The sequence below is a fragment of the Sorangium sp. So ce693 genome (assembly GCF_051521375.1).
Lineage (GTDB): Bacteria > Myxococcota_A > Polyangia > Polyangiales > Polyangiaceae > Sorangium > Sorangium atrum.
On the sequence record NZ_CP150347.1, the window covers coordinates 21368 to 44169 of the forward strand.

The window sequence follows — 22802 nt, forward strand, 5'->3', positions numbered from 1 at the left end:
ACGGCACCGGAAGGCGCTCATCTCACCAGCGCTGTCCGGCTGTGACGCTGTACGCCTGCTCCGGCCCCGGGGAATGCCGCTGTCGATGTTCGACGGTAATGCCGAATCAGGAGCGTCCTTGCATCTCTGTCGCCGTGGCCGCGCAGCAGCGCAAGGAGGCTCCTGCCAGGGCGTCCTAAGTGCCTGAATCGACTTGAAGAAGTCGTGGGCACGCGCCCTGCTCTCACGTGGGATCGAGCGTCGCGGCGGAGACCTTTCCCCCCCAGGTCCGCTGCGACGCTCTCTTTATTTCCGCAGGTGCGCCGGTCGCACATCGTGTGACCAGCTCATCCGCTCCTGGCGCTCCCAGGGGCAGCTTGCAATGCAGTGAAATGTCGATCCAGCGCGTCCAGGAGACCTGCTGTGGTGCTCACCTCGGCGGTCACGCCGACCCGGAGCCCCCGCTTCTCGGCGGTCGCGGTCGTGATCGGCCCGATGCTCGCGAGGAGAACGCGGTCGAGGCGCGCTGCGGCGCCCTCGCCGAGGAGATCGCAGAGGCTGTCGACGGTGCTGCTCGAGGTGAGCATCACGACGTCGATCTCGCCCGCCGAGAGCGCCCGGAGCAGCTCTTCGCGGCGACCGGCCGACGCAGGGCGGGTCTCGTAGACAGGCACGACATCGACCTCGCAACCGGCGGCGCGGAGGCGCTCGGGGAGCACCTCGCGGGCGACAAGCGCGCGCGCGAGGAGCACGCGGACGCGATGGGACGCCGCCCGGCGTTCGGCCAGCGCGGGGTCGGCGAGGATGGCCTCCGCGAGCTCCTCGCCGCGGAATTCCCGCGGGACGATGTCGGCGCGGACGCCGCGCGCGGCGAGCGCGGCTGCGGTCCCGACGCCGATCGCGGCGAGGCGCGCAGGGCCGAAGGCGCGCGCGTCCAGGCCGAGCCGCTCCATCTCCTTGAAGAAGCAGGCCACCCCGTTCTCGCTCGTGAAGACGACGGCGTGGTAACCGGAGAGGCCGCGGACAGCCTCGGTGACCCGCGCGGGGTCGGGGGGCGGGTGGATCTCGATGGTCGGCAGCTCCACCGCCTCGCCGCCGCGGAGGCGCACCAGCCTCGACGTCGAGCGCGCCTGGTGACGCGGCCGGGTCACGAGCACCCGCTTGCCGAAGAGCGGCTTCCGATCGAACCAGCGGAGCGTGTCGCGCAGGCCCGTGACGGCGCCCACGACGATGACCGCGGGGCTCTCGATCCCTGCCTCCTTCACGCGGCGAGGCAGCTCGTCGAGGCGGCTCGAGACGACGCGCTGGTCGGCCCGCGTACCCCACTGGATCGCCGCCGCCGGCGTCGCGGGATCGCGGCGCCCCGGCCCCATCAGCCCCGCGACCACCGCGTCGAGGGCCTGCATGCCCATCAGGACGCAGATGGTCCCGCGGACCGAGGCGAGCTCGCTCCAGTCGAAGGATCTGCCAGCCCGGGTGACGCCGCTGACGATCATCACGCTGGAGGCGATGTGCCTGTGCGTCAGCGAGATGCCGGCGTAGGCCGTCGCGCCGAGCGGAGAGCAGACGCCCGGAACCACCTCGAACGGCACCCCGGCCCGCGCGAGCGCCTCCGCTTCCTCCGAGCCACGCCCGAAGAGGAACGGATCGCCGCCCTTCAAGCGAACGACGCTGCGGCCCGCGAGGCCGAGCGCGACGAGCTCTGCGTCGATCTCCGCCTGCTTCGCGTCCTTCACCACCCGATCGCCGCCGCGCTTGCCGACCGAGCGCACGTCGGCGCCCTCCCGCACGCGGTCGAGCAGCGCCGTGTGGACGAGCTCGTCGTGCAGCACGACGTCGGCTGTGGCGAGGAGCTCCGCGCCGCGCAGCGTGAGGAGCCCCGGATCCCCCGGGCCGGCGCCGACCAGGTACACGATGCCTGGCCTGGCCGCGCCCGGCGCTCCGTCGTTCATCGCCCCCGCGGCCGCCGCGCCGGGGCTCTCCTCGGAAGGATCGTTACGCCTCGGAAACACAGTCAAACTCCCGTCATTCTCTCGTTGATGCATGGCAGACGTTGATTGTCATAGCGATTCTGCAGTGATGTTGACCCGGTGCGTTATGCGATTAGAATCGCACCCGGTCGATTCAACGTCCGGCGGTTTCTGGAGTCCATTCGATGAGATCTGTGAAACTGGTCGAGGAGCTGCTGAGCTCGGAGCGCGGCTTTCCGGACCGATGGTACGTCACCAACGGGGAGCGCTCGGTCGGGCCGGTCAAGCTCGACCAGCTCGCGCGCGGAATCGAGAGCGGAGTGGTCCCCCTCGATAGCTTCGTCCGCAATGAGGCATGGACCGTGTGGTGCCCGCTGTCCGACATTGCAACGGTCACGGTCGCCGCCACGGCGACGCCTGCGGAACAGCCGGAGGACGGCTCGGAAGCGGATGAGGACGACGACACGCTGCCACTTTCGTCCCAGCAGACTCCCCAGCCGATGACGTCGCGTCCCGGCCCGGCGGCGCGCTCGGCCGCGCGCTCTGGAGCGGCCCACCGCTGAGCGACGGCCGCGCGCGCGGACCGCGCCCGGCGCGAGCGCCGCGCGCGGCGGGGCGAGCGCGGCCGGAAAACGGGAACGGGAAGTGGAGGGCCGTTCTCATGCTGGCGGTTTCGGGCGAACACTAACCGATTCGCAGCGCCCACGCGATCCACGGATCGCGCGCTCCTCTGGACCGGAGCGGCTCACGCGGGCGCAGGGCTGCTATGCTCCGCCGCCGTGTTCCCCACGAAGAGACCGCGCCGGCTCCGTCGCTCGCCCGCCCTCCGCGCCCTGGTGCGCGAGACGACCCTCCATCCGGGAGATTTCATCCTCCCCCTCTTCTTCAACGAGGCGCTCGACGCGCCTCGGCCGGTCGGGACGATGCCGGGCGTCTCGCAGCTTCCCGTGAGCGCCGCGGCAGCGCAGGCGCGGCTCTGCAAGGAGCTCGGCATCGGCGGGACGATCCTGTTCGGGCTCCCGCGCATCAAGGATGCGTCGGGCACGAGCGCTTACGATCCGGACGGGCCCGTGCCGCGCGCCGTGAAGGCGATGAAGGAGGCCGTGCCGGAGCTGCTCGTGATCACCGACGTGTGCGTGGACGAGTACACCGATCACGGCCACTGCGGCCTGCTCCGGCAGGACGCGTCCGGGGCGGTGGACGTCGACAACGACGCGACGCTGGAGGTGCTCGCGCGGGCGGCGGTGGTCCACGCCAAGGCGGGGGCCGACGTTGTCGCGCCGAGCGACATGATGGACGGCCGCGTCGCCGCGATCCGGCGCGCCCTCGACGCCGAGTCGCTGACGGGGACGGCGATCCTCTCCTACGCCGTGAAGTACGCGTCCGGCTTTTACGGGCCGTTCCGCGAGGCGGCCGACTGTGCGCCCAAGTTCGGCGACCGGGCGGGCTACCAGATGGACCCCGGGAACGCCCGCGAAGGCCTGCGCGAGGCGGCGCTGGACGAGGAAGAGGGGGCCGACATGCTCATGGTCAAGCCCGCGCTCGCGTACCTCGACGTCATCGCGCGCGTGCGCGAGGTGACGACGCTCCCGCTCGGCGCGTACAACGTCAGCGGCGAGTACGCGATGATCAAGGCGGCCGCGGAGCGCGGCATGATCGACGAGAAGCGCGCCGTGATCGAGCTGCTGACGTCGATCCGGCGCGCCGGGGCGGACTTCATCCTCACCTACCACGCGCTCGACGCCGCGCGCTGGCTCGGCTGAGCGATGCGGAGCCAGGGCGCAGGCGGGAGCGCCGCGCAGCGCTTGAGATGGGCCGCCGCTTGGGCGGTGGGCGCGTCGGCGGCGTTCGCGGCGGGGTGCGCGCCGAACAGGTGCGACAGGTCCGAGGAATCGAACCCGCCGATCGAGTTCGTCGAGGCCACCCCGGAGGGGGGCATCTACGAGACCTCGGCGCCGGACGGCGATCTCCTCTACTTCCCGGGCGGCATGCGGTACGCGCTCAAGCATCACCTCGGCGCGCGCCCGCGGTGGTGGCAGGTGTACCTGTCGTTCGAGCGCGACGGTACGAAGAGCGGCGGGACGCTGGCGCAGGCGGCCGGCAACCAGGCCGAGGTGACCTGCGTGGACGACCAGCACCTGATCATCGTCAACGGCAGCTGCTCCGAGTACTGGCTGCGGGTGGTCGCCGGGGGCGCGATCGGCGCCGATGACGGCGCGACCGGAGCCGCAGGAGGCGCGGCCGGCGCCGACGGCGATGGGATGGGAGCCGCCGGGGGCACCGGCGTCAGCAGGTGCTACGGCGCCGACGCCGATCCCGGCGGAGGGAGCGCGGAGCCCTAGGACCCGCGCTCCTAGGCGTTCGTCGCTGCCTGCCGGGCGAACTGCAGCCGGTACAGCTTGCTGTAGACGCCGCCCGCGGCGAGCAGGTCCTCGTGCGTGCCCTGCTCGACGACGCAGCCCTTGTGGAATACGACGATGCGATCGACGGCACGGATCGTCGAGAGGCGGTGCGCGATGATCAACGCGGTGCGCCCCTCCATGGCTCCCTCGAGGGCGCGCTGGAGGCGCGCCTCGGTGTCGCTGTCGACGTTGGCCGTGGCCTCGTCCAGGATGAGGAGCGGCGGGTCGCGGTAGAGCGCCCGGGCGAAGGCGATCAGCTGGCGCTCGCCAGCGCTGAAATTGCTGCCGCGCTCGAGCACGGGGGCGTCGAGCCCGCCCTCGCGCCGCTCGAAGAGGTCGAGGGCGCCGATGCGGTTCAGCGCGTTCACCACCTTGGCCCGATCGGGGATCGCGTCGCCGGCCGCGACGTTGGTGAGCACCGTGCCCGGGAACAGGAACACGTCCTGGGGGACGACGGCGAACTGGCGGCGCAGCTCGTCGCGAGCGTACGCGCTGACGTCGCGGCCGAAGACCCGCACGACGCCCTCATCGACGTCGTAGAGGCGGAGCAGCAGCGACGCCACGGTGCTCTTACCGGCGCCGGTCGCGCCGACCAGCGCGACCTTCTCGCCGCGCCTCGCCGCGATCGACACGTGCCGCAGCACGGGCACGCCTGGCTTGTAGCCGAAGCCGACGTTGTCGAGCTCGAACGCGACGCCCTCGTCCGCTGGCCTCGTCGCGTCGCCGCCGCTCGTCGCCGCCGCCGCCGTCGCGTCCTCGTCCTTGTTGTCCAGCAGCTCGAAGACGCGCTCCGCGCCGGCCATCGCGGACTGCAGGAGCGTGTACCGAGCCGAGAGATCGCGGATCGGGACGAAGAACATGTCGATGTAGGCGACGAAGGCGAACAAGGTCCCGAACGAGATCTCGTCCTTCAGGCTGTTCACGCCGGCGTACCAGAGCACCGCTGCGATGCAGACGCTCGAGACCATCTCGATGGCGGCGTCGAGCGTCGCGTCGAGCACGATCGAGCGGTTGTTCGCGTTGCGGTACGCCGCGTTGATCTCGTCGAACTCCTCGGCCGAGCGCTCCTCCCTGGCGTAGGCCTGCACGACGGCCATGCCGGACACCTGCTCGTTGAGGTACGCGTTCATCCTGGCCGTCTTCGCCCGCACCTCCCGGAACGCGTCGCGCATCCGCCGCCGCGTCCAGTTGACGCCGAGGGCGACCGGGGGGACCGCCGCGAAGGCGAGCAACGACATGCGCCAGTCGAGCGACACCATCACCGCGACGATGACGAAGAGCCGGAGGAGATCGCCGAACGCGTTGAGCGCGCCGGACGCGAACATCTCGCCGATCGCGTCCACGTCGTTCGTCACGCGCGTGACGAGCCGGCCGACCGGCGTGCGATCGAAGAACCCGAGGCGGCGGGTGTGCAGGAAGCCGAAGACGCGCACGCGCAGGTCGGCCATCGCGCGCGCGCCGGCGAGCTGCATCAGGTAGAGCTGCGGGAAGGCGAGCGACTGCTCCAGGAGCATGATGCCCGTGAGCAACAGGCCGCTGCGCGTGAGGTGATCGAGCCCGGCGGGCGTGTCGAACGCGTCGAGCGCGTCGCGCATGATGAGCGGGCGCAGGAGCGCCAGCAGCGCCGTGAGGACGAGCAGCGCCAGCGACACCGCGAGGTGCTTGCCCTGCGGGCGCACGAACGGCCACAGCCTCAGCAGCATGCGCGCGTCGTACGCCTCGCCGAGCCGTGTCTCCTCGTGGAACCGGCTCAGCACGTCCTCGGTGCGGCTCGCCTTCGTCGCCCCGCGGCCCTTGGCCGTCGCCGCCTGCGCCGGCCGCCGCGGGCCCGCGCCCGCCTCGCCCGCGGCCGAGACGCTGCCAGATTTCGACCGCATCGTCGGGCTGTCTCCGTGTGCCGGTTGCGTCACGAGAGCCCCACCGGCTGTGAGGGCGGCGACGCATCGAAGGTCGCGAGATCCTCTTCGAGCTGCTGCTCCTCGGCGAACGACGCGTAGATCCCGCCCGCGCGGACGAGCTCGTCGTGCGTGCCGCGCTCGACGACCCGACCCTGCTCCAGCACGACGATCGCGTCACACCGCCGCGCGGCCGCGACCCTGTGGGTGATCAGGATGACGGTCCGTCGCGCGGCCTGCCGCTCGATCGCGGCGAGGATGGCCTGCTCGGTCTTCGCGTCGACGGCGGAGAGCGGATCGTCGAGGACGAGGACGTTCGGCTCGCGCACCAGCGCGCGGGCGAGCGCGACGCGCTGGCGCTGTCCGCCGGACAGCTGCACGCCACGCTCCCCGACCACGGTGTCGAAGCCGTCAGGCAGCGAGAGCACCTCGTTCAGCACCTCGGCCTCGGCGGCGGCCGCGCGGATCGTCTCGAACGCGGCGGGCGAGTCCGGATCGTCGAGGGAGTAGCCGATGTTGCGGGCCACGGTCGTCGAGAAGAGGAACGCATCCTGCTGCGCGTAGCCGATGCTCGCGCGCACGGTGTCGAGCGGCAGGTCGCAGATGTCGACGCCGTCCAGGAGCACAGCGCCGCGCGGCGTGGGCATGAGCCTGGCGAGCAGCGTGGCGATGGTGCTCTTGCCCGAGCCCGTGCGCCCGACGATGGCGAGCGATCTGCCCGCTTCGACCTCGAAGCTCACGCCGTCGACCACCTTCCTCGCGCCGTGGGAGAACGTCAGCTCCTTGACGGAGATGGCGCCGCGGACGACATCGGGGGAGGGCATCGGGCCGCTCACGACCTCGGGGATGGCCTCGAAGATCGCCTTGAGCCGGACGTAGCCGGCGCGACCGCGCTGGACGATGGCGGCGACGAAGCCGAGGGCGAGCATCGGCCAGGTGAGCCGCAAGAGCGCCAGCCAGAAGGAGACGAAGTCCCCCCTCGTCATCTGCTGCTCCAGCACGAGCCGCCCGCCGTACCAGAAGACGATGAGCACGCCGACCGAGCTGATGGCCCCCATGAGCGGCCCCATGGAGCCGCGCAGCCTGGCGAGCGCGAGGCTCTTCTCGAGGTAGCCCTGGTTCGTGCTCGTGAACGCGGCCATCTCGGACGCCTCGAGCGCGAACGAGCGGACGACCCTGACCCCCGCGAGGCTCGCGAGGACGCGGTCGCTCATGGCGCCGATCGCCTCCTGGTTGTCGCGGGTGCGGGCGAAGAGCTTGGTCGAGAACGACCGGGTGACGAGCATCAGCGCGGGCATCGTCAGGAGCGCCGCGAGCGTGAGCCTCTTCGAGATGTGGAGCATCACGTACAGGGCGCTCGTGAACGCGAAGATCGAGCCGACGACGTTCAGCAGGCCGAAGCCGAGGAGGAGGCGAACCTGCGTCAGATCGTTCGTCGCCCGGCTCATGATGTCGCCGGTCGCCATCTTGCGGAAGAAGGACGGCCCGAGCTTGTGCAGGCGCGCGAGCAGGATCGCCCGGAGCTCGTACTCGACGTTGCGGCCCGCCGTGAAGATGGTGACCCGCGAGAACACGCGCATGATCGCGGCGCCCACGCTGACCGCGAGCATGACGAGCGCCGCCTGCGCGGCCTCGCTCGACTGCGCCTTCACGGCGGCGTCGACGGCGTCCTTGACCAGGAAATCTCGCCTGGCCATGAGGAACTGCTGCGCAGCGAGCAGCGCCGCGCCCGTCAGGTAGAGCGGAAGCTTGCTGCGGAACTGTGCGCCGAGGCCGACAGGGTAGGTTGATGGATCGCGCTTGACCATTGCGTGGGGGGCTGCGCGGCGACGCTCAGCGCGCCTTGCGCGGCGTCGGTGCGAGCGGCTTGCGGTGCGACGTCGAGAGCGCGGGCCGATCTCTTCCATCGACCACGAGCTCGAGATCGTCGAGCTCGAGCCTCGTCGAGAGCAGGCCGAGCAGGACGCGCGCGCCTCCGCGCCCGTCGAGCTCGCTCACCACGCCGATCTTGTCGCCGAACGGGCCTCGTCGCACGCGGACCCGGCTGCCCTTCTCCAGCACGCCGCCCTTCGCGGGCTCCGGGGCGACCTTCGCTGCAGCGTCTGGCTCGCCGGACGGACCACGCTGCGCTCGCGGCGCGTGATCGGCCGAGGGCTTCTGCGGAGCCTCGACCTTCGCTTGCTGCTCCGCTTCGCCCTGCGGCGCTCGCCGGGCGGGGGTGACGCCCTCTCCGACGCGCTTCAGCGAGGGCCGCGGCTCTCCGCCGCGGCCAGCGCCAGCGCCGGCGTTGTTCGGCGACTTGAACAGCGTCGCCAGGGTCGGTCGGCGGGCGGGCAGAGCGGCCTCGACGCGCTCATCGCCGCGCGCTCGCGCCTGCTCCATCGAGCGCTCTCGCGCTCTGGCCTGCTCGGAGCGCCATCGCTCGTTCTCGGCCTCGATCTCGGCGTGGGCGCGCGCTCGCTCCTGCTCGATGCCCTCGAGCTTGCGGTCGAGCGCGATGCGGTCGTTCTCGCGCGACCACGCGACGAGCCGGTAGATCGGGGCGAGCGCGACGAGCGCGTCCTCGAGCTGCTCGTCGAGGATGTCGGCGTGCTCGACCGCCGTCTCGCGCGGGACCGCCCAGCCGATCCAGAGCGGCACCTGGCCGTCGGCGGCGCGGCGGAGCATCTCGGCGATCGCGTCCGGGGTGGCCGCGCTGCAGGCCACGCGATCGCCGCCGGCGGCGCCGAACGAGAACTGCTCCGGGAGCGCGTGGAGCGCGCTCGTGAGCTCCGCGGAGAGCGGCGAGGCCGGCGCGCCCGTCGCCTCCTCGGTCGCCGAGAGGCGAGCCCGGAGGTTGTCGACGTCCACCTTCGCGTCCGGGTGGACCGCGAAGCACACCTGCACCTCGCTCTCCGAGATGCGCAGCGCGAGGAACGCGTGCCGCGTGAAGGGGCTCGGATCGTCGATCGCGTCGGAGATCGAGCGGCCGCGGTCGAGGAGGCGATCGAGCTCGTCGCGCGCCGCCTGATCGCGCCAGAAGAAGACCCACTGGCAGTCGGCCCGGTGCTTGTTGCGGATCGAGGGGTGCTCGTCCGAGCCATGGACGTCGACCGAGATGCCGAGCTCGGCGAGCCGGGCGACGACGCCGCGCGCCCAGGCGAGCGCGCGCTGCTTCACCTCGAGGCGGGGGCGTGAGTAGGCCTTCGAGGTCGCTTTTTCGGCGGCGTACGCGTCGAAGTCACGAGCGGTGAGGTGCAGGGAGGGATGGCTCATTGCTTCGACTGGTTGCGATGCGCGGCGTGGGCAGATGCGGCTCGTGGTCCGTCACGGGAGGAGCTGCGCTCCTCGTGAAAGTCGCGCGGATGGTATCGTGAGGAGCTTCGAAATCAAAGCTCCGCGCCGCGCGATCGATCCTGGCGTTGCGTGGAGGCGGCACGCTTGACCGCCCTGACAAGCATGTCACCGTAGGCACTCCCGTGCCCCATCAAGAGGGCGATCCCACCGATATCACGTAGAACCCCGCGTAAATCGCGCTTCTCCAGCGCAGCGGGGCAGCTCCGGGCGCTCCAGTCACCCGAGTCATCCGAGTCACCCGAGCCCGTGAGCCTGCGAGGCCCGTCGGCCTGACGAAAGAGGAATCATGGAACAGCATCGAGACGAGCACATTGTCTGCGCGAGCTGCGGCACGTCGTTCCTATTCTCGGCTGCGGAAGCTGCCGTCTACGCCGAACGGAAGCTCGCGGCTCCGCCCAAGCGGTGCCGGACTTGCCGCCGTGCGCGCAAGGACAATCGAGGGGAGAGCGGATCGCCGGCTCGCGCAGCGGAGCGCCAGCGCCCTGGTCCGGCCCGAGGTGCCGGGGGGCATCGCGGCCTGGCGCGCGGCGACGGCCAGCCTCGGAAGCCGCGCTACACGGGAGACGTGAACGAGTACCGCAGCCCGATGCAGGACGCGTACTCGGGGCTGACGCCCACCTGGGCGGTGCCGAGCCACTACCCGAATCGTCCGCGCGGCGGCGCGCCCTTCCGAGATGATGGCAACTACCGCGCCCCCTCGTTCGCCGGTGAGCGCCGCGCTGCTGCGCCGAGCCGCGGCCCGGCGCAGCAGCCCCGCGCGCCGCGTACTCGTCCGACGTTCTCGATCACCTGCAAGTCGTGCGGCTCCGAGGGCGAGGTCCCGTTCAAGCCCGTCGAGGGCCGCGACGTGTTCTGTCAGGCGTGCTACCGCGCGCGCAAGCCTTCCTGAGAGACGCCTCCAGCGACGCGCAGCCATCGCGCCGCGGCACATCCCCGAGCACCGGCCGCTCTTGGTGCGGCCGGCGCGGCGCGGCCGCTCTTGGTGCGGCCGGCGCGGCGCGGAGCGGGGCGGAGCCCCGAGGAACCGAGGCCAGGGCCGCCGGCGCGAGGTCGCCGCGAAGCGGCGCCGAAGTCCCGCCATCTCTGGCCGGACTTCGGGCGGGCGGAGCTAGAGGCTGATCTCGCAGGCGAGCTCGGAGGTGAAGCCGAGCTCGCCGAGCGTGATCGTGACCTTCACGCCGCCGCCGGACGCGCGTCGCGCTGTCTCCTCGACCATCCCCACGACCCACAGCCGGAGCGGCAGCGAAGCAGGGTCGAAGTCGCCGATGTGGAGCGTGACCCGCCCGGTCGGGCCAGTCGCCACGCGCCACGAGCCGAACGTGAAGAGCCGCGACCAGATCGAGGTCCCGCGGCGCATGAGCGACGCGATGTCGGTCAGCGGGCGAGCGAACAGCGTGCGCACGAGGCTGTGCAGCTCGCCGCCGACGCCGAGCCTGCCGATGTCGCGCCAGCGCTCGAGATCGCGCAGGACCAGCGATGTCGCGAGCTCCATGTAAGCGTCGAGCGCCTCGAGCTCGTACCCGACGAGCGCGTTGATCGAGTCGTGCTTGAAGTCGTCGGCGTAGCGGAGCGGCATCTGCGAGACGACCTCGTCGCGCGCGCTCCTCCCGTACTCATCGACGATGGTGCGATCCACGCTCCGCAGCACCGGGCCGCGCACCTGGTACTGCCCAGCGAAGCGCGCCGGCAGCGGTCGGACCGGGGTGACGTTGGGCCGCCGCGTGTCGCGTGTCCGGTTCATCAGGGAGCCGAAGTCCGCGCTGCGGACGGTCGGCTCGGCCCGGAGGCCGAGATCGGCGCTGCGCACCGTGGGCAGCGACTCGCCGCGCTGCGAGAGCATCGTGGGCTCCGAGCCGCGGCTTCGCAGCGCGTTCGAGAGCGTCACGCCGGGCGCGGGCTTCGCTGGCTCGGAGGACGGCCGCATCCCGGGCGGCGCCTCGGTGACGCGCCCGCCCGGCACGATCGACGGCGAGATGCGCATCGGCGGGGGGTTCACGTCGAACCCCGGGCGCGATCGATCGCGCGAGGACGAGAGGCGATCGCGCTCGTTCTCCGGGGCGTTCCCCAGGCTCAGCGCCATCCGCCGCTGCACGTTGATCAGCCTGCCGAGCGCCGTCGTCCTTCGGGGCGGATCAGGCGCGACGCGCTCGAGCTCGCGGACGACGTCGCCCGCCGTCTGGAACCGCTTCGCGGGATCCTTTTGCAAGAGCCGCTGCACGATCGCCTCGAGCCGCGGGTCGACGGTCACGCCAGCCGAGGCGAGCGTGGGCACCTCGGCGTGCACGACGCGGAACGCCGTCGCCACGGCGGTCGGCGCGCGGAACGGCCGCGTGCCCGTGAGCACCTCGTAGAGCAGCACGCCCACCGAGAAGAGATCGCTCCGACCGTCGAGCGGCGACTCCCCCGTGGCCTGCTCGGGCGAGAGATAGTCGGGCGTCCCGAACACGACGCCCGTGCGCGTCCGCGGCGAGGGACCGTCGGAGTCGAGCACCTTGGCGATGCCGAAGTCGAGCAGGCGGACGACGGCCGAGCCGCGGCTCGGATCGAAGGCGATGAAGATGTTCTCGGGCTTGAGATCGCGGTGGATGATCCCCGCGCGGTGCGCGGCGTCGAGCGCCTCGAGCACCGGGATCGCGACGCCGACGGCGGCCTCCATGTCGAGGCGACCGAAGCGCGCGAGCGCCATGCCGAGCGACTCGCCGTCGAGGTGCTCCATCACGATGTACGGACCGAGCTCGCCGACGCCGGCGTCGATCACGTCGACGATGTTCGGGTGGCGGATCCGATTGACCGCCTGCGCTTCCTGGAAGAACCGGTGGGAGAGCTCCGAGTTGTCCGCCAGCTCGGGGTGGAGGAATTTGATCGCAACGGCGCGACCTGCGAGCACGTGCTCCGCCCGGAACACGTCCCCCATGCCGCCCCCGCCGATGCGCTCCGCGAGGCGGTACTTGTTGTCGACGAGGAGGCCGGGGGTCGGGGGTCGAAACGCCATCTGCTGCCGCTGGCGGGCGAGGGACCAACGTCATGGTCCCCGAGAACACGCGTCCCTGTAAAGGGTTGGGAGGCACGCCCCTCCCGAAAGCCGATCCTATTCCGTCGGTGCGTGCTGCGGCTAGGTTACCTGCGTCAGGTGTGGGGCGGATCGCAGCGCGAAGTGACTTGCGCGCGGCAAGATCACGGTTCGGGTGCATTCTTCCGCAGTTCGGCGATCTTCTGGGCGATCTCCCCGAACCCGCGGCCCATGGGGAGGGACGCCACGAACTGCGGCGGCACGGACAGCTTGCCGAGGTGGGCGCGCACGTTGGCCACCCCGAAGGTCAGCACGAATGCGGCGAAGGCGACGCCGTCGTTGCCGCTGTCGCCGACGAACGCGTAGCGGTGCCGCGCCCGGGTGGGGTCCTCACCGAACCGAGCGGCGAGCAGGCGCACAATCCCCGTGGCCTTGTCCGACGGGTCGCGCGTCAGGTGGAGGTGGACGCTCGAGAGCAGCGTCCTCACCCCCCGCTCGCGCAGCTCCGCGCGCATCTTCTGCACGTCCTCGGGCGGGACATGCCGATGCTCCCCGATGTCGATGGTAACGTCGGTCACCCTCTGGTCGTTGTCGTCGGCGAGCGCCGCCGCCGGAAAACGACGCACGATGTCATTGGCGAGCCCGACGAGCTCGGCCCGACGGGCTCTCCGCGCTTCGCGGTCCAGGTCGTCGAGCGTGACGACGCGGCTTGCGCCGGCGCGCTGGGCGTGCCTTTCCCGATGGCCGGAGACGTCGCCTTCCTGCTCACGGACCAGCGCGACGGCTCCGTTTTCGACGATCGTCGCGTCGATCGGCCACTGCCGCTGGAGCACCTCTCCCCAGCCGGCGGGTCTGCCGGTGCAGGCGATCAGCGCGAGCCCCGTCTCGCGTAGACGGAAGAGCGCCGCGTACGCCGCCTCGGTGAGGGCGCCGTGATCCAGCACGGTGTCGTCGAGATCGAAGATCACCCCGGCGAGGGCGCGCGCGGCGTCGGGAGGCACAAGGGAGAGCGGCTTCATCGGGCGAGCGTCAGAGGGCGTCGATGCGCGCGATGAGGCTCTTCAGGTAGAGCCCCTCGGGGAAGGCGGCGGGGACGGGGTGATCCCCTCCCTGGAAGTGCCGGTCGAACACCGCGGCCTGCATGCGCGCGTCGCGCGCGCCGAGCGCGAGCACCCGGGTCAGATCGTCGAGGCTCACGGCGCTGGAGCAGGAGCAGAGCACGAGGACGCCGCCCGGGCGCGTGGCGCGGCACGCCCCGGCCGCGAGGCGCCGGTACGCCGTGAGCGCGGTGTCCTTGGAGGCCCGCGTGCCCGCGAGCTTCGGGGGGTCGCAGATGACGAGATCGTAGCCTTCCTGCCTCGACGCGTTCTGCAGCGCCTTGCGGGCGTCGTCGCGCGTGAACTTGATCCGGTCGAGCAGCCCGTTCTCCCGCGCGCACTCCGCGCCGACCTCGATCGCCGTCGCGCTCTCGTCGATCGCGAGGACCTCGCTCGCCCCGCCGCGGGCCGCCGCCATCGCGAACGTGCCGACGAAGCAGAACGCATCGAGCACGCGCCGGTTGTGGGCGAGCTGCTCGACGCGGGTCCGCAGCGTCCGCTGGTCCAGGTAGAACCCGGTCTTGTGGCCGAGCGCGAGCGGGATCGTGTACCGCAGCCCTCGCTCGACGAACCGGAGCTGATCGAGCCCGGGATCGCCGCGCACCACGCCCGCGTCGGCGGTGAACCCCTCGAGCTTCGCGAGGGATTCCGGGGTCCTGTCCACGATCGCGCGGGGCGAGAGCGCCGCCTGGAGGGCGTCGAAGATCACCCCTTCGCGGCGCTTGATCCCGATCGTCCCGAGCTGCACGACCACCACGTCGCCGAACAGATCGACGATGAGCCCGGGCAGGCCGTCCCCCTCGGCGTGGATCAGCCGGAAGGCGTCGGTCTCGTGGCCAGGCGCCCGCGCGGGCAGGCCGAGCTCGCGGCGGTGCGCGATGGCGCGCTCGATCCGGTGCCGGAACAGGGCCGCGTCGATCGGCCTGTCCTCGCGCGTGTACATGCGCACCGGGATGGCCGAGCGCGGGGTGTAGAGCCCGCGCCCGAGCACGCTGCCGTAGGGGTCGGTGACGACGACCTCGTCCCCGGCCACCGCGCCGCCCTCGATGCGCGCGACCGCCTGAGCGAACACCCAGGGATGCCCCGACCACACCGGCCGAACGTGACCCTGCTTCAACGTAACCGTAGGCATGATGGAATCCGATCGGTCTCGATGTTGGCAGGGTTCCCGACGGGGGCGACCGCGCCGTGACGTCTGCCGTGGGAGCTAGTACCCTGCGGAACGGCGCGCGTGTGAACCTTCCGCCACAGCGCGCCGTGGCGGCCGATGCACGCCGGCGTGCTGCGTGGCCATGGTGACGACGATCCCGCAAGATGGTCGATGGCATCCCGGTTGCTAACTTCCCTGCACCGAAGAGGAGTCGCCCGATGCGCCGTTGCTTGACCCATGCCCTTGTTGCGGTGGCGATGACCGCGCCGATGAGCGCGTTCGCGCAGGAGGACAGCAACTGTCCTCCCGGCGCGTGGTTCTGCGAGGAAGTGGAGCCGCCTCGCGATCCCGCCGCAGAACCTCCGCCCGCCGCTCCTGCCGAGGCCGCGCCTGCCGAGGCGCCGCCGCCCCCGCCGCCGGCCAGAGGAGCTCGTCCCGCCCCGCCGGTCGTCGTCTACGAGACCTCGCCGTCGGGCCCGCCTCCTCAGGTGATCGTCGTGACGCCTGGGGCGGCCCCTCCGCCGCGCGTGATTGTGCGCCGCGTGGCGCCCCCGGCGCCGCCTCCGCCGGTGAAGCGGCGCTGGCGGCGCCACTGGGGGATCAACCTCCGCATGGAGGGCGTCATGTTGGGGCGCGAGCACGGCGGCGCGGAGGACGCTGGCATGGGAGGCGTCGGGATCAGCCTGCGCTACCGGCCCGTCCCGGCGTTTGCGATCGACGCAGGCGCCGACTTCCTCGCGGGCACGGACTACAACGGCGACCAGCGGACCGAGGTGCCGCTCTCGCTGAGCGGGATGCTGTTCGTCAACCCGCGCAGCCGCACCCAGTTCTACTTCATGGGCGGCCTGAACATCGCGCACGCCGAGGTCGATCGCTCCTCGAGCGAGGCCGCGGCTGGCAGCACCGAGTTCGTTCCGAATACGGAGTACGACTATTTCGGCGCGCACGGCGGCATCGGCCTCGAGTTCCGGCTTTCCCCTCGCATCGCCTTGAACGTCGATGCGCTCGGCTTCGTGCGCAGCCGTACGGACGGTGGGCTCGTTCCCGAGTTCACGGATCCGGACACCGGCCGCACGACCAATACATCGGGCGGCGGGCTCTTCCGCGGCGGGCTCAGCATCTACTGGTGAGGGGCTCGTCATAGCCTCCTGTCCGCCCTGACCGTGCGGTGCGCGCGTCCGTCCTGCTCTCGGCCAGGCTGTCGTCGCGGTCGCGGTCCGGACCGTCTCCACGCGGTATAACGCCGCATCGTGCCCCAGGCCTCGATCATGCGCGCGCTCCGTGGCCGCGCCCCGCTGTTCCTTTCGCTTGCTGGCGGCGCGACGTTCGCCCTCACGGCGCCGCCCACGGATCTGGTCCCCGCCGTCATCGTTGGCCTCGCCCTGCTGGCGGCCGCCGTCCACGACGCCCCGACGGTCTGGCGCGCCTTCGGGCGCGGCGCTGTGTGGGGAACGGCGGCGGGCATCGTGGGCCTGCGCTTCGTGCCAGAGGTCATCCAGCGGTTCACACCTCTCGGCGCGGCCGCCTCGTACCTCGCGCTGGTGCTGCTCGCGGCCGCTCAGTCGCTGGTCTGGGCGGTCTGCGGCGGCATCACGAGCGCGCTCATCCGGCGGCTGCGCGCTCCCCTCGAGCTCGCGTTCGCGACCGGCGTGTTCGCCGCCGTGGCCATCCCGACCGTCTTCGGCTGGACTCCTGCCGGTCTCATGAGCCCCTGGCCGGCGCTCGTGCAGCTCGCCGACCTCATCGGCGAGCGGGGCGTCTCCGTGCTGTTCGCCGTCGGGGCGGCCTTGCTCACCCGCGCCGGTCTGGCCGCTTCGGGGAGAGCGCCGGGCGGGCGGCCGCTCGAGAGCGCGCTCGCTCAGGAATCGCGGCCCGTCCGCCTTCGGTTGCCCCGAGCGATCCTCTACCCGGCGCTCTCGAGCGTCGCGCTGTTCGGGTTGCTCGCGGTTCACGGTGCGCTGCGGATGGCCGCGGTCGAGCGCGCCAGCGCCGGCCTGCCGACGGCGCGGGTCGCGCTCGTCAACCAGGCGGTCGGGCCGCATGAGCGCTGGCAGGCGAAGAACCACCCGCGGATCCTGCGGACCCTGCACGAGCTCACCCGGGAGGCCGAGGCCGGCGGCGCAGAGCTCACCCTCTGGCCCGAGGCGGCGTATCCTTACCCCCTCTCGCACAGCGCCCGGCAGGCGCCGCGCGGCGGTCGAGCGATCCTGGGGCCCGACATCCGCGGCCCCGTCCTCGCGGGGCTCATCACCCAGGCGCCGCCCGTGAAGGCCGCCGACGGCGTCGAGGAACGGAACAGCTACAACTCCGCGACCCTCGTGCTCCCTGATGGGAGCATGCAGCCGACGCAGGACAAGCTGCAGCTGCTCTGGTTCGGCGAGATGGTCCCGGGCGGCGCTTACCTGCCCTGGCTGCGGCGCATCTTCCAGAAGAGCGGCGGGCTCATCCCGGGCGTAGAGCCGCGCGCCCTCACGTTGCCCCGAGAGCACGGGCCCGCGCTCCGGATCGGGGTGCTCAACTGTTACGAGGACACGCTCACCGGGGTGGGGCGGCGGATCACCGGGACGCTCGCCCCGAGCCTCCTCGTCAACATCACGAACGACGCCTGGTTCACCGGGAGCGCCGAGCCCGAGCTGCACGCGAGGCTCGCGGTCATGCGTGCCATCGAGCTGCGCCGGGATCTCGTGCGCGCCGTGAACCTCGGCGTCGTGTCGTGGATCGACGCCCGAGGCGTGGTGCGCAGCCGCGACGAGAGCGCAGCGCCGGGGGTGACCTTTGCGACCCCCTCGATCAGGGACACGCCGCTGACGCTCTACACCCGGCTGGGCGACGCCCCGATGGCGACGCTGCTCGCCCTCGCGAGCATCGGCTGTGCGCTCCGGGCGCGACGCTCCACAGCGAAGGCCCCGCAACGAGCCCGGGGCGTCAGCTCGGGGGCGCGACCGCCTGCGGGGCCCCCGGAGCTCGCGCCGCCCGATGCGGCGACGCAAGCTGCGGCCACGGACGCGCCGCTCAGCCGTCCTTGAGCGCCTTGACGGGCGCCGCGCGGAGCTTGCGGCTCGCCGGCTTGCCCTTGATGGTCATCGGCTGCTTCGTGAACGGATTGACGCCTTCCCGGTCCTGCGTGGCCGGGATCTCCTTCGCCTTGATCTTCACGAGGCCCGGAACCGTGACCTCGCCCGGCCCCTCCGGACCGAGCTCTTTCTTCACCAGCTCGCCGAGCGCATCGAGCACGCTGGCCACGGACTTCTTGTCGAGGTGGGTGGCCTCGGCAAGACCGACGATCATCTGCGCCTTGGTCAGCTTGTTCGAACCGGGCATGTCTCCTCCAAGTCGAAAGGGGGCGTCCGTTTAACAAGCGAGGTTTCGCATCGCAAGCGATAACTCATCGCGCCCCCGTCTTCTTTGGCGTCGCGTTTGGCGTCGCGGTGCTGCGATGTGGTTTGATTACAGTGGAGCTGTTGCTTCGAGACGCCGCCGCGACCTCGAGCTCCCGGGTCAAATCCGTCATTTCCCGCTCTTCTGCGTCGGTCTTGTGGTCATAGCCGAGCAGGTGGAGCAGGCCGTGCCCGAGCAGCATCGTGATCTCGTCGAGCAGCGGGCGCTCGCGCTCCTCGGCCTGCCGCGCGGCCGTGTCGATCGAGATGATCACGTCGCCGAGAAGACCGCGCCACACCGACGGATCCACGGGACCCCGCCGGCCGCGCCTGCGCGAGTTGGCTCCGTTCTGGTCGAGCAGCGGGAAGGCGAGGACGTCGGTCGGCTTGTCCTTGCGCCGGTAGCTGCGGTTGAGCTCGTGGATGGCCTCATCGTTCACCAAGGCGACGGAGAGCTCCACGCCCTGCAACGCGAGGTGGGCGAGCATCTTGCTCGCCCGCCGGCGCACGACCGCTGTCGACACCCCCTTGAAGGGCCCTCCCTGCGTCGTGACGGACACGACCGCGGGGGCCGCCGGGCGGCTCCCGCGGCGCTTCGTCCCCGAGCTCTCCTTGCGCTTCTCGGCCACGGGATCGCTATACCAGCTCGGGGATCTTCTTCGCATCTGCCAAGAACTGCGCGAGCCCGACGTCGGTGAGCGGGTGCTTGATCAGCTGCTTGATGACCTTGAGCGGCATCGTCGCGGCGTGCGAGCCGATCATGGCGGCCTGCACGAAGTGGACGGGGTGCCGTACGCTCGCGGTGAGCACCTGCGTCGAGAAGCCGTAGTTCCTGAAGATGGTCACGACCTGCAGGACGAGATCCATCCCGTCTCCCGCGGCGTCGTCGACGCGCCCGACGAACGGCGACACGAACGTGGCCCCAGCCTTGGCCGCGAGCAGCGCCTGGGCGGCCGAGAAGCAGAGGGTCACGTTCGTCTTGATGCCCTCGGAAGCGAAGATGCGGGCGGCCTTGAGCCCCTCGTCGATGAGCGGCACCTTGACCACCACGTTCCGGTGAATCTTCGCGAGCTCGCGACCCTCGCGGAGGATCGCGTCCTTCTCGACCGCCACCACCTCGGCCGAGACGGGGCCGTCGACCACCTCGCAGATCTCGGCGATCGCCCGCTTCGTCGGCTTGCCGGCCTTGGCGAGGAGCGACGGGTTGGTCGTGACGCCGTCGATGATCCCCATCGACTGTGCTTCCTTGATTTCCGCGATATCCCCTGAATCGATGAACACCTTCATGATGCTGCCTCCGGGAACCGATGGATCGGCCCTCAGGCGGTGTTCATGCGGGGGTCAGATGCCGAGGAGCAAGGGCCTGGCAGGGGCCCTCGCTGCCTCGTTCTAGCTATCAGGCGGAGCGGGCAGGAAGCGCCGGCTCAGGCCGTCGCCTCGTCCTCGACGCCATGGCACTTGTTGAACGGCTGGCCGCTGCCGCAGGGGCACTCCTGCTCCTGCATGACGGCAGGCTGCGGGAGCGCCGGGGCAGGGTTCGCGCCGATCGGGAGGGACTCGTCGTGCTGCGCGACGGCGTCGAGCAGCGCCGCGGCGTGCCGCTCGCGATCCGCAGCCTCGATCTGCGCCTCTTCCTGCTCGGCGCGCCTGACGTTCACGCTGAAGAGCTTCGTGACCACGTTCGAGGAGACGCGGGCCACCATGTTGACGAACATGTTGTAGCCCTCCTTCTTGTACTCCTGCTTCGGGTCCTTTTGCCCGTAGCCGCGCAGACCGATGCCGTCGCGGAGGTGGTCCATGTCGGTCAGGTGGTCGACCCAGGCCTTGTCGAGCTCCTCCAGGTAGAGGTGGCGGAAGATGCGCAGCGACAGCTCGACGCCGATCTCCTCCTCGCGCTTCTCGTACGCCTTCTCGGCGCGGTCGTAGAGCTCCCGCGCCAGCGTCTCCTGGTCGCCGATGTGCGCGATGTCGTCCGGCAGCTCGACGCCGAAGTGCTCGCGAAAGCCCTGGAAGATGCCGCCCCAGTCCCAGTCCTCCGGCGGCTTGCGGGCCGGGCACGACTCCTCGACCATCGCGCCGATGATCCGGTCCATCAGATCGAGCAGCCGCTCGCGCTGCTCGGTGAGCGCCAGGGGCATGAGCTCCGAGCACTCGTCGTAGATCTCGAGGACCTTGTCGGCGCGCGACTCGAGCTCGAGCTTCACGCCCCAGCGCGTGTAGATCTCGCGCTGCATGTTCTCGAGCTCGACGAACCGCTCCGTCTTCTCGAAGTCCTTTCGCACGATCTCGCGCCGGTTGCCGTCCGCGTCGAGCGGCATCACCGGGTCGTTCGCGAACATGCCGAGCAGGTAGCCGACGTCCGGCCGGACCAGCTCCACGATGGACGCGAGCGGCTTGATCGTCCGCTTCTCGCCCGTCGGCTTCCCCTCCTCGTCGATGATCTCGGGAGAGTAACGGCCGACGAGCAGCGACTGGCGCATGTCGTAGATCGTCTTGCGCTGCGCGCTCATCACGTCGTCGTACTCGAGCAGGTTCTTGCGGATGTCGAAGTTGCGCTCCTCGACCTTCTTCTGCGCGTTCTCGACGCTCTTCGTCACCCACGGGTGCTCGATGGGCTCGTCGTCGGGCATGCCCATGCGCTCCATCAGGTTCTTCACCCGATCCCCGGCGAAGATGCGCATGAGGTCGTCCTCGAGGGACAGATAGAACTTCGACGTCCCGGGATCGCCCTGGCGGCCGGCGCGGCCGCGCAGCTGGTTGTCGATGCGGCGCGACTCGTGCCGCTCGGTGCCCAGGATGTACAGCCCGCCGATCTCGCGCACCTCGTCGCCCTCGGCGGAGCACTCCTTCTTGAGCTCGTCGACCAGGGCCTCGAACGCCTCGGGCTCCGCCTCGGGCTGGCGGTTCTGCTCCTTGAACTTGAGCTTGGCGAGCATCTCCGCGTTGCCGCCCAGGATGATGTCCGTCCCGCGACCCGCCATGTTGGTCGAGACCGTGATGGCCCCTTTGCGGCCCGCCTGCGCGACCACGTAGGCCTCGTTCTCGTGGTGCTTCGCGTTCAGCACGTTGTGCTTCACGCCCCGCTTCGTCAGGATCCGGCTGATCGCGGTGCTCTTCTCGACGCTCGTCGTGCCCACCAGGATCGGCTGGCCGAGCTCGTGCTTCTCGAGGATCTCGTTGATGACCGCCGTGAACTTCTCCTTCTCGGTCTTGTAGACGAGATCCTCGTAGTCGACGCGGACCACCGGCTTGTTCGTGGGGATGATGACGCAGTCGAGCTTGTACGTGCTGTGGAACTCCGCCGCTTCCGTGTCCGCGGTGCCGGTCATCCCGGAGAGCTTCTTGTACAGCCGGAAGAGGTTCTGGAAGGTGATCGTCGCCATCGTCCGGCTCTCCTCCTGGATCCGGACGTTCTCCTTCGCCTCGACGGCCTGATGCAGGCCGTCCGACCACCGGCGCCCCGCCAGGACGCGGCCGGTGAACTCATCGATGATGAGCACCTTGCCGTCGCGTACCATGTAGTTGACGTCGCGCTTGTAGAGCGTGTGCGCGCGCAAGCACTGGTTCAGGATGTGCAGCGTCTCGAGGTTCACCGGATCATAGAGGTTCGTGCCCTTGAGCACCTGGAGCGAGGCGAGCAGCCGCTCTGCCGTCTCCACGCCCTCGTCGGTCAGCGTCACCGAGTGCGCCTTCTCGTCGACGGCGTAATGCTCCTCGTTCCGGAGCTGCGGGATCACCTCGTTGATCGTGCGGTACTTGTCGCTCGAGCGCTCCCCCTGCCCGCTGATGATGAGCGGAGTCCGCGCCTCGTCGATGAGGATGGAGTCGACCTCGTCGACGATCGCATAGTGCAGCGGGCGCTGCGCGTACTCGAGCGCCGAGAACTTCATGTTGTCGCGCAGGTAGTCGAAGCCGAACTCGTTGTTCTGGCCGTACGTGATGTCACAGCGGTACGCGTCGCGCTTCTCGGCGTCGCCCTGCTGGTTGACGACCACGCCCGTCGACAGGCCGAGGAAGCCGTACAGCTTGCCCATCCACTCGGCGTCGCGCCGCGCCAGGTAATCGTTCACCGTGACGACGTGGACGCCCTTGCCCTCGAGGGCGTTCAGATAGCAGGGGAGCGTCGCGACCAGCGTCTTGCCCTCGCCGGTGCGCATCTCGGCGATGCAGCCGTTGTGGAGCACCATGCCGCCGATGAGCTGCACGTCGTAATGGCGCATCTTGAGCGCGCGCCTCGACGCCTCGCGGCAGACCGCGAACGCCGGGACCAGGATGTCGTCCAGCGTCGCCCCGTTGGCGAGCTTCTCCTTGAACTCCGCCGTCTTTGCCCGGAGCTGGGCGTCCGAGAGCTTCTGCAGCTCCGGCTCCATCCTGCTGATCACCTCGACCCGGGGTCGCATGCGGCGGATGGCACGCTCGTGCGAGGTGCCGAAAATCTTCTTCATCGCCCAAGTGAACATCTTTACGTGCCTTGGCTCCGCGGCGGTCAGGTGGGAGGAGAGGGTCCGGCCGAGGAACGCGAACGTAGTCGCGCCGCGGGCGTCGCGCAATTCCGGGACCGCGCGCGCGGTCGACCACGCCGCCGA

General features: G+C 70.7%; 17 protein-coding genes and 1 pseudogene. 7 read left to right on the forward strand and 11 right to left on the reverse strand.

Annotated features, from left to right (window positions below; translation table 11 throughout):
* Nucleotides 1-326 precede the first annotated feature (326 nt).
* Nucleotides 327-1991 carry a uroporphyrinogen-III C-methyltransferase gene (gene cobA / locus WMF14_RS00070; protein ID WP_437804442.1) on the reverse strand — a complete coding sequence of 555 codons (1665 nt, stop codon included), beginning with the start codon at nucleotides 1989-1991 and terminating at the stop codon, nucleotides 327-329.
* A 143-nt stretch (nucleotides 1992-2134) separates the two neighbouring features.
* On the opposite strand from cobA, the gene WMF14_RS00075 reads away from it, so the two are divergent.
* The 3 genes from WMF14_RS00075 to WMF14_RS00085 all read left to right on the forward strand — a co-directional run bounded on the left by WMF14_RS00075 (nucleotide 2135) and on the right by WMF14_RS00085 (nucleotide 4291).
* Entirely contained in the window at nucleotides 2135-2512 is a 378-nt protein-coding gene (locus WMF14_RS00075) for a DUF4339 domain-containing protein (protein WP_272097059.1), read from the forward strand.
* A gap of 216 nt (nucleotides 2513-2728) precedes the next feature.
* Nucleotides 2729-3712, forward strand: coding sequence for a porphobilinogen synthase (gene hemB, locus WMF14_RS00080; RefSeq protein ID WP_272097060.1), 984 nt, complete (start codon nucleotides 2729-2731; stop codon nucleotides 3710-3712).
* A 66-nt stretch (nucleotides 3713-3778) separates the two neighbouring features.
* Nucleotides 3779-4291 carry a hypothetical protein gene (locus tag WMF14_RS00085; protein WP_437798104.1) on the forward strand — a complete coding sequence of 171 codons (513 nt, stop codon included), beginning with the start codon at nucleotides 3779-3781 and terminating at the stop codon, nucleotides 4289-4291.
* 11 nt (nucleotides 4292-4302) lie between these two features.
* On the opposite strand, the gene WMF14_RS00090 is transcribed toward WMF14_RS00085, so the two are convergent.
* From WMF14_RS00090 to WMF14_RS00100, 3 genes are read right to left on the reverse strand one after another with little or no spacing between them, the layout of a single operon-like run.
* On the reverse strand, nucleotides 4303-6228 hold the full coding sequence (locus WMF14_RS00090; RefSeq protein ID WP_437798106.1) for an ABC transporter ATP-binding protein: 1926 nt from the start codon (nucleotides 6226-6228) through the stop codon (nucleotides 4303-4305).
* Between the two features lie 29 nt (nucleotides 6229-6257).
* On the reverse strand, nucleotides 6258-8054 hold the full coding sequence (locus WMF14_RS00095; protein WP_272097063.1) for an ABC transporter ATP-binding protein: 1797 nt from the start codon (nucleotides 8052-8054) through the stop codon (nucleotides 6258-6260).
* Between the two features lie 25 nt (nucleotides 8055-8079).
* Nucleotides 8080-9501, reverse strand: a complete 1422-nt coding sequence (locus tag WMF14_RS00100; RefSeq protein ID WP_437798109.1) for a hypothetical protein — start codon at nucleotides 9499-9501, stop codon at nucleotides 8080-8082.
* A 367-nt stretch (nucleotides 9502-9868) separates the two neighbouring features.
* Here WMF14_RS00100 and WMF14_RS00105 point away from each other — a divergent pair.
* Nucleotides 9869-10009: pseudogene (locus tag WMF14_RS00105) on the forward strand (zinc-ribbon domain containing protein); the annotation flags it as partial.
* Between the two features lie 138 nt (nucleotides 10010-10147).
* Complete coding sequence (locus WMF14_RS00110; protein ID WP_272097947.1) at nucleotides 10148-10471, forward strand: CxxC-x17-CxxC domain-containing protein; 324 nt, start codon at nucleotides 10148-10150, stop codon at nucleotides 10469-10471.
* 219 nt (nucleotides 10472-10690) lie between these two features.
* Here WMF14_RS00110 and WMF14_RS00115 read toward each other — a convergent pair whose 3' ends face one another.
* The 3 genes from WMF14_RS00115 to WMF14_RS00125 form a co-directional block, all read right to left on the reverse strand.
* Nucleotides 10691-12574, reverse strand: a complete 1884-nt coding sequence (locus tag WMF14_RS00115) for a serine/threonine-protein kinase (protein ID WP_272097065.1) — start codon at nucleotides 12572-12574, stop codon at nucleotides 10691-10693.
* A gap of 182 nt (nucleotides 12575-12756) precedes the next feature.
* Nucleotides 12757-13611, reverse strand: a complete 855-nt coding sequence (locus WMF14_RS00120) for an HAD family hydrolase (RefSeq protein WP_272097066.1) — start codon at nucleotides 13609-13611, stop codon at nucleotides 12757-12759.
* 10 nt (nucleotides 13612-13621) lie between these two features.
* Nucleotides 13622-14821, reverse strand: a complete 1200-nt coding sequence (locus WMF14_RS00125) for a class I SAM-dependent rRNA methyltransferase (protein ID WP_272097067.1) — start codon at nucleotides 14819-14821, stop codon at nucleotides 13622-13624.
* 236 nt (nucleotides 14822-15057) lie between these two features.
* On the opposite strand from WMF14_RS00125, the gene WMF14_RS00130 reads away from it, so the two are divergent.
* Both WMF14_RS00130 and lnt read left to right on the forward strand, forming a co-directional pair.
* Nucleotides 15058-15969 (forward strand): outer membrane beta-barrel protein, encoded by a 912-nt coding sequence (locus WMF14_RS00130; protein WP_437798112.1) that lies wholly within the window; start codon nucleotides 15058-15060, stop codon nucleotides 15967-15969.
* A 138-nt stretch (nucleotides 15970-16107) separates the two neighbouring features.
* Entirely contained in the window at nucleotides 16108-17865 is a 1758-nt protein-coding gene (lnt, locus tag WMF14_RS00135) for an apolipoprotein N-acyltransferase (protein WP_437798114.1), read from the forward strand.
* Here lnt and WMF14_RS00140 read toward each other — a convergent pair.
* From WMF14_RS00140 to secA, 4 genes are all read right to left on the reverse strand, one after another.
* Nucleotides 17852-18160, reverse strand: coding sequence for an HU family DNA-binding protein (locus WMF14_RS00140; protein WP_272097071.1), 309 nt, complete (start codon nucleotides 18158-18160; stop codon nucleotides 17852-17854). The two genes, lnt and WMF14_RS00140, sit on opposite strands and share 14 nt — an antisense overlap.
* A 64-nt stretch (nucleotides 18161-18224) precedes the next feature.
* Nucleotides 18225-18881, reverse strand: coding sequence for an rRNA maturation RNase YbeY (gene ybeY / locus WMF14_RS00145; RefSeq protein WP_437798116.1), 657 nt, complete (start codon nucleotides 18879-18881; stop codon nucleotides 18225-18227).
* On the reverse strand, nucleotides 18853-19503 hold the full coding sequence (fsa, locus tag WMF14_RS00150) for a fructose-6-phosphate aldolase (RefSeq protein ID WP_437798118.1): 651 nt from the start codon (nucleotides 19501-19503) through the stop codon (nucleotides 18853-18855). The genes ybeY and fsa overlap by 29 nt, the downstream gene beginning before the upstream one ends.
* Before the next feature lie 137 nt (nucleotides 19504-19640).
* Complete coding sequence (gene secA, locus WMF14_RS00155) at nucleotides 19641-22676, reverse strand: preprotein translocase subunit SecA (RefSeq protein WP_437798120.1); 3036 nt, start codon at nucleotides 22674-22676, stop codon at nucleotides 19641-19643.
* Between the last annotated feature and the right edge of the window lie 126 nt (nucleotides 22677-22802).

What these genes read in the sequence shown, in the direction of transcription:
- WMF14_RS00100 (WP_437798109.1), bottom strand. Translation starts at nt 9,501, where the DNA reads ATGAGCCATCCCTCCCTGCACCTCACCGCTCGTGACTTCGACGCGTAC.
- ybeY (WP_437798116.1), bottom strand. Translation starts at nt 18,881, where the DNA reads ATGCGAAGAAGATCCCCGAGCTGGTATAGCGATCCCGTGGCCGAGAAG.
- WMF14_RS00075 (WP_272097059.1), top strand. Translation starts at nt 2,135, where the DNA reads ATGAGATCTGTGAAACTGGTCGAGGAGCTGCTGAGCTCGGAGCGCGGC.
- WMF14_RS00115 (WP_272097065.1), bottom strand. Translation starts at nt 12,574, where the DNA reads ATGGCGTTTCGACCCCCGACCCCCGGCCTCCTCGTCGACAACAAGTAC.
- secA (WP_437798120.1), bottom strand. Translation starts at nt 22,676, where the DNA reads ATGTTCACTTGGGCGATGAAGAAGATTTTCGGCACCTCGCACGAGCGT.
- WMF14_RS00090 (WP_437798106.1), bottom strand. Translation starts at nt 6,228, where the DNA reads ATGCGGTCGAAATCTGGCAGCGTCTCGGCCGCGGGCGAGGCGGGCGCG.
- fsa (WP_437798118.1), bottom strand. Translation starts at nt 19,503, where the DNA reads ATGAAGGTGTTCATCGATTCAGGGGATATCGCGGAAATCAAGGAAGCA.
- WMF14_RS00140 (WP_272097071.1), bottom strand. Translation starts at nt 18,160, where the DNA reads ATGCCCGGTTCGAACAAGCTGACCAAGGCGCAGATGATCGTCGGTCTT.
- WMF14_RS00130 (WP_437798112.1), top strand. Translation starts at nt 15,058, where the DNA reads ATGCGCCGTTGCTTGACCCATGCCCTTGTTGCGGTGGCGATGACCGCG.
- WMF14_RS00125 (WP_272097067.1), bottom strand. Translation starts at nt 14,821, where the DNA reads ATGCCTACGGTTACGTTGAAGCAGGGTCACGTTCGGCCGGTGTGGTCG.
- WMF14_RS00120 (WP_272097066.1), bottom strand. Translation starts at nt 13,611, where the DNA reads ATGAAGCCGCTCTCCCTTGTGCCTCCCGACGCCGCGCGCGCCCTCGCC.
- WMF14_RS00095 (WP_272097063.1), bottom strand. Translation starts at nt 8,054, where the DNA reads ATGGTCAAGCGCGATCCATCAACCTACCCTGTCGGCCTCGGCGCACAG.
- lnt (WP_437798114.1), top strand. Translation starts at nt 16,108, where the DNA reads ATGCGCGCGCTCCGTGGCCGCGCCCCGCTGTTCCTTTCGCTTGCTGGC.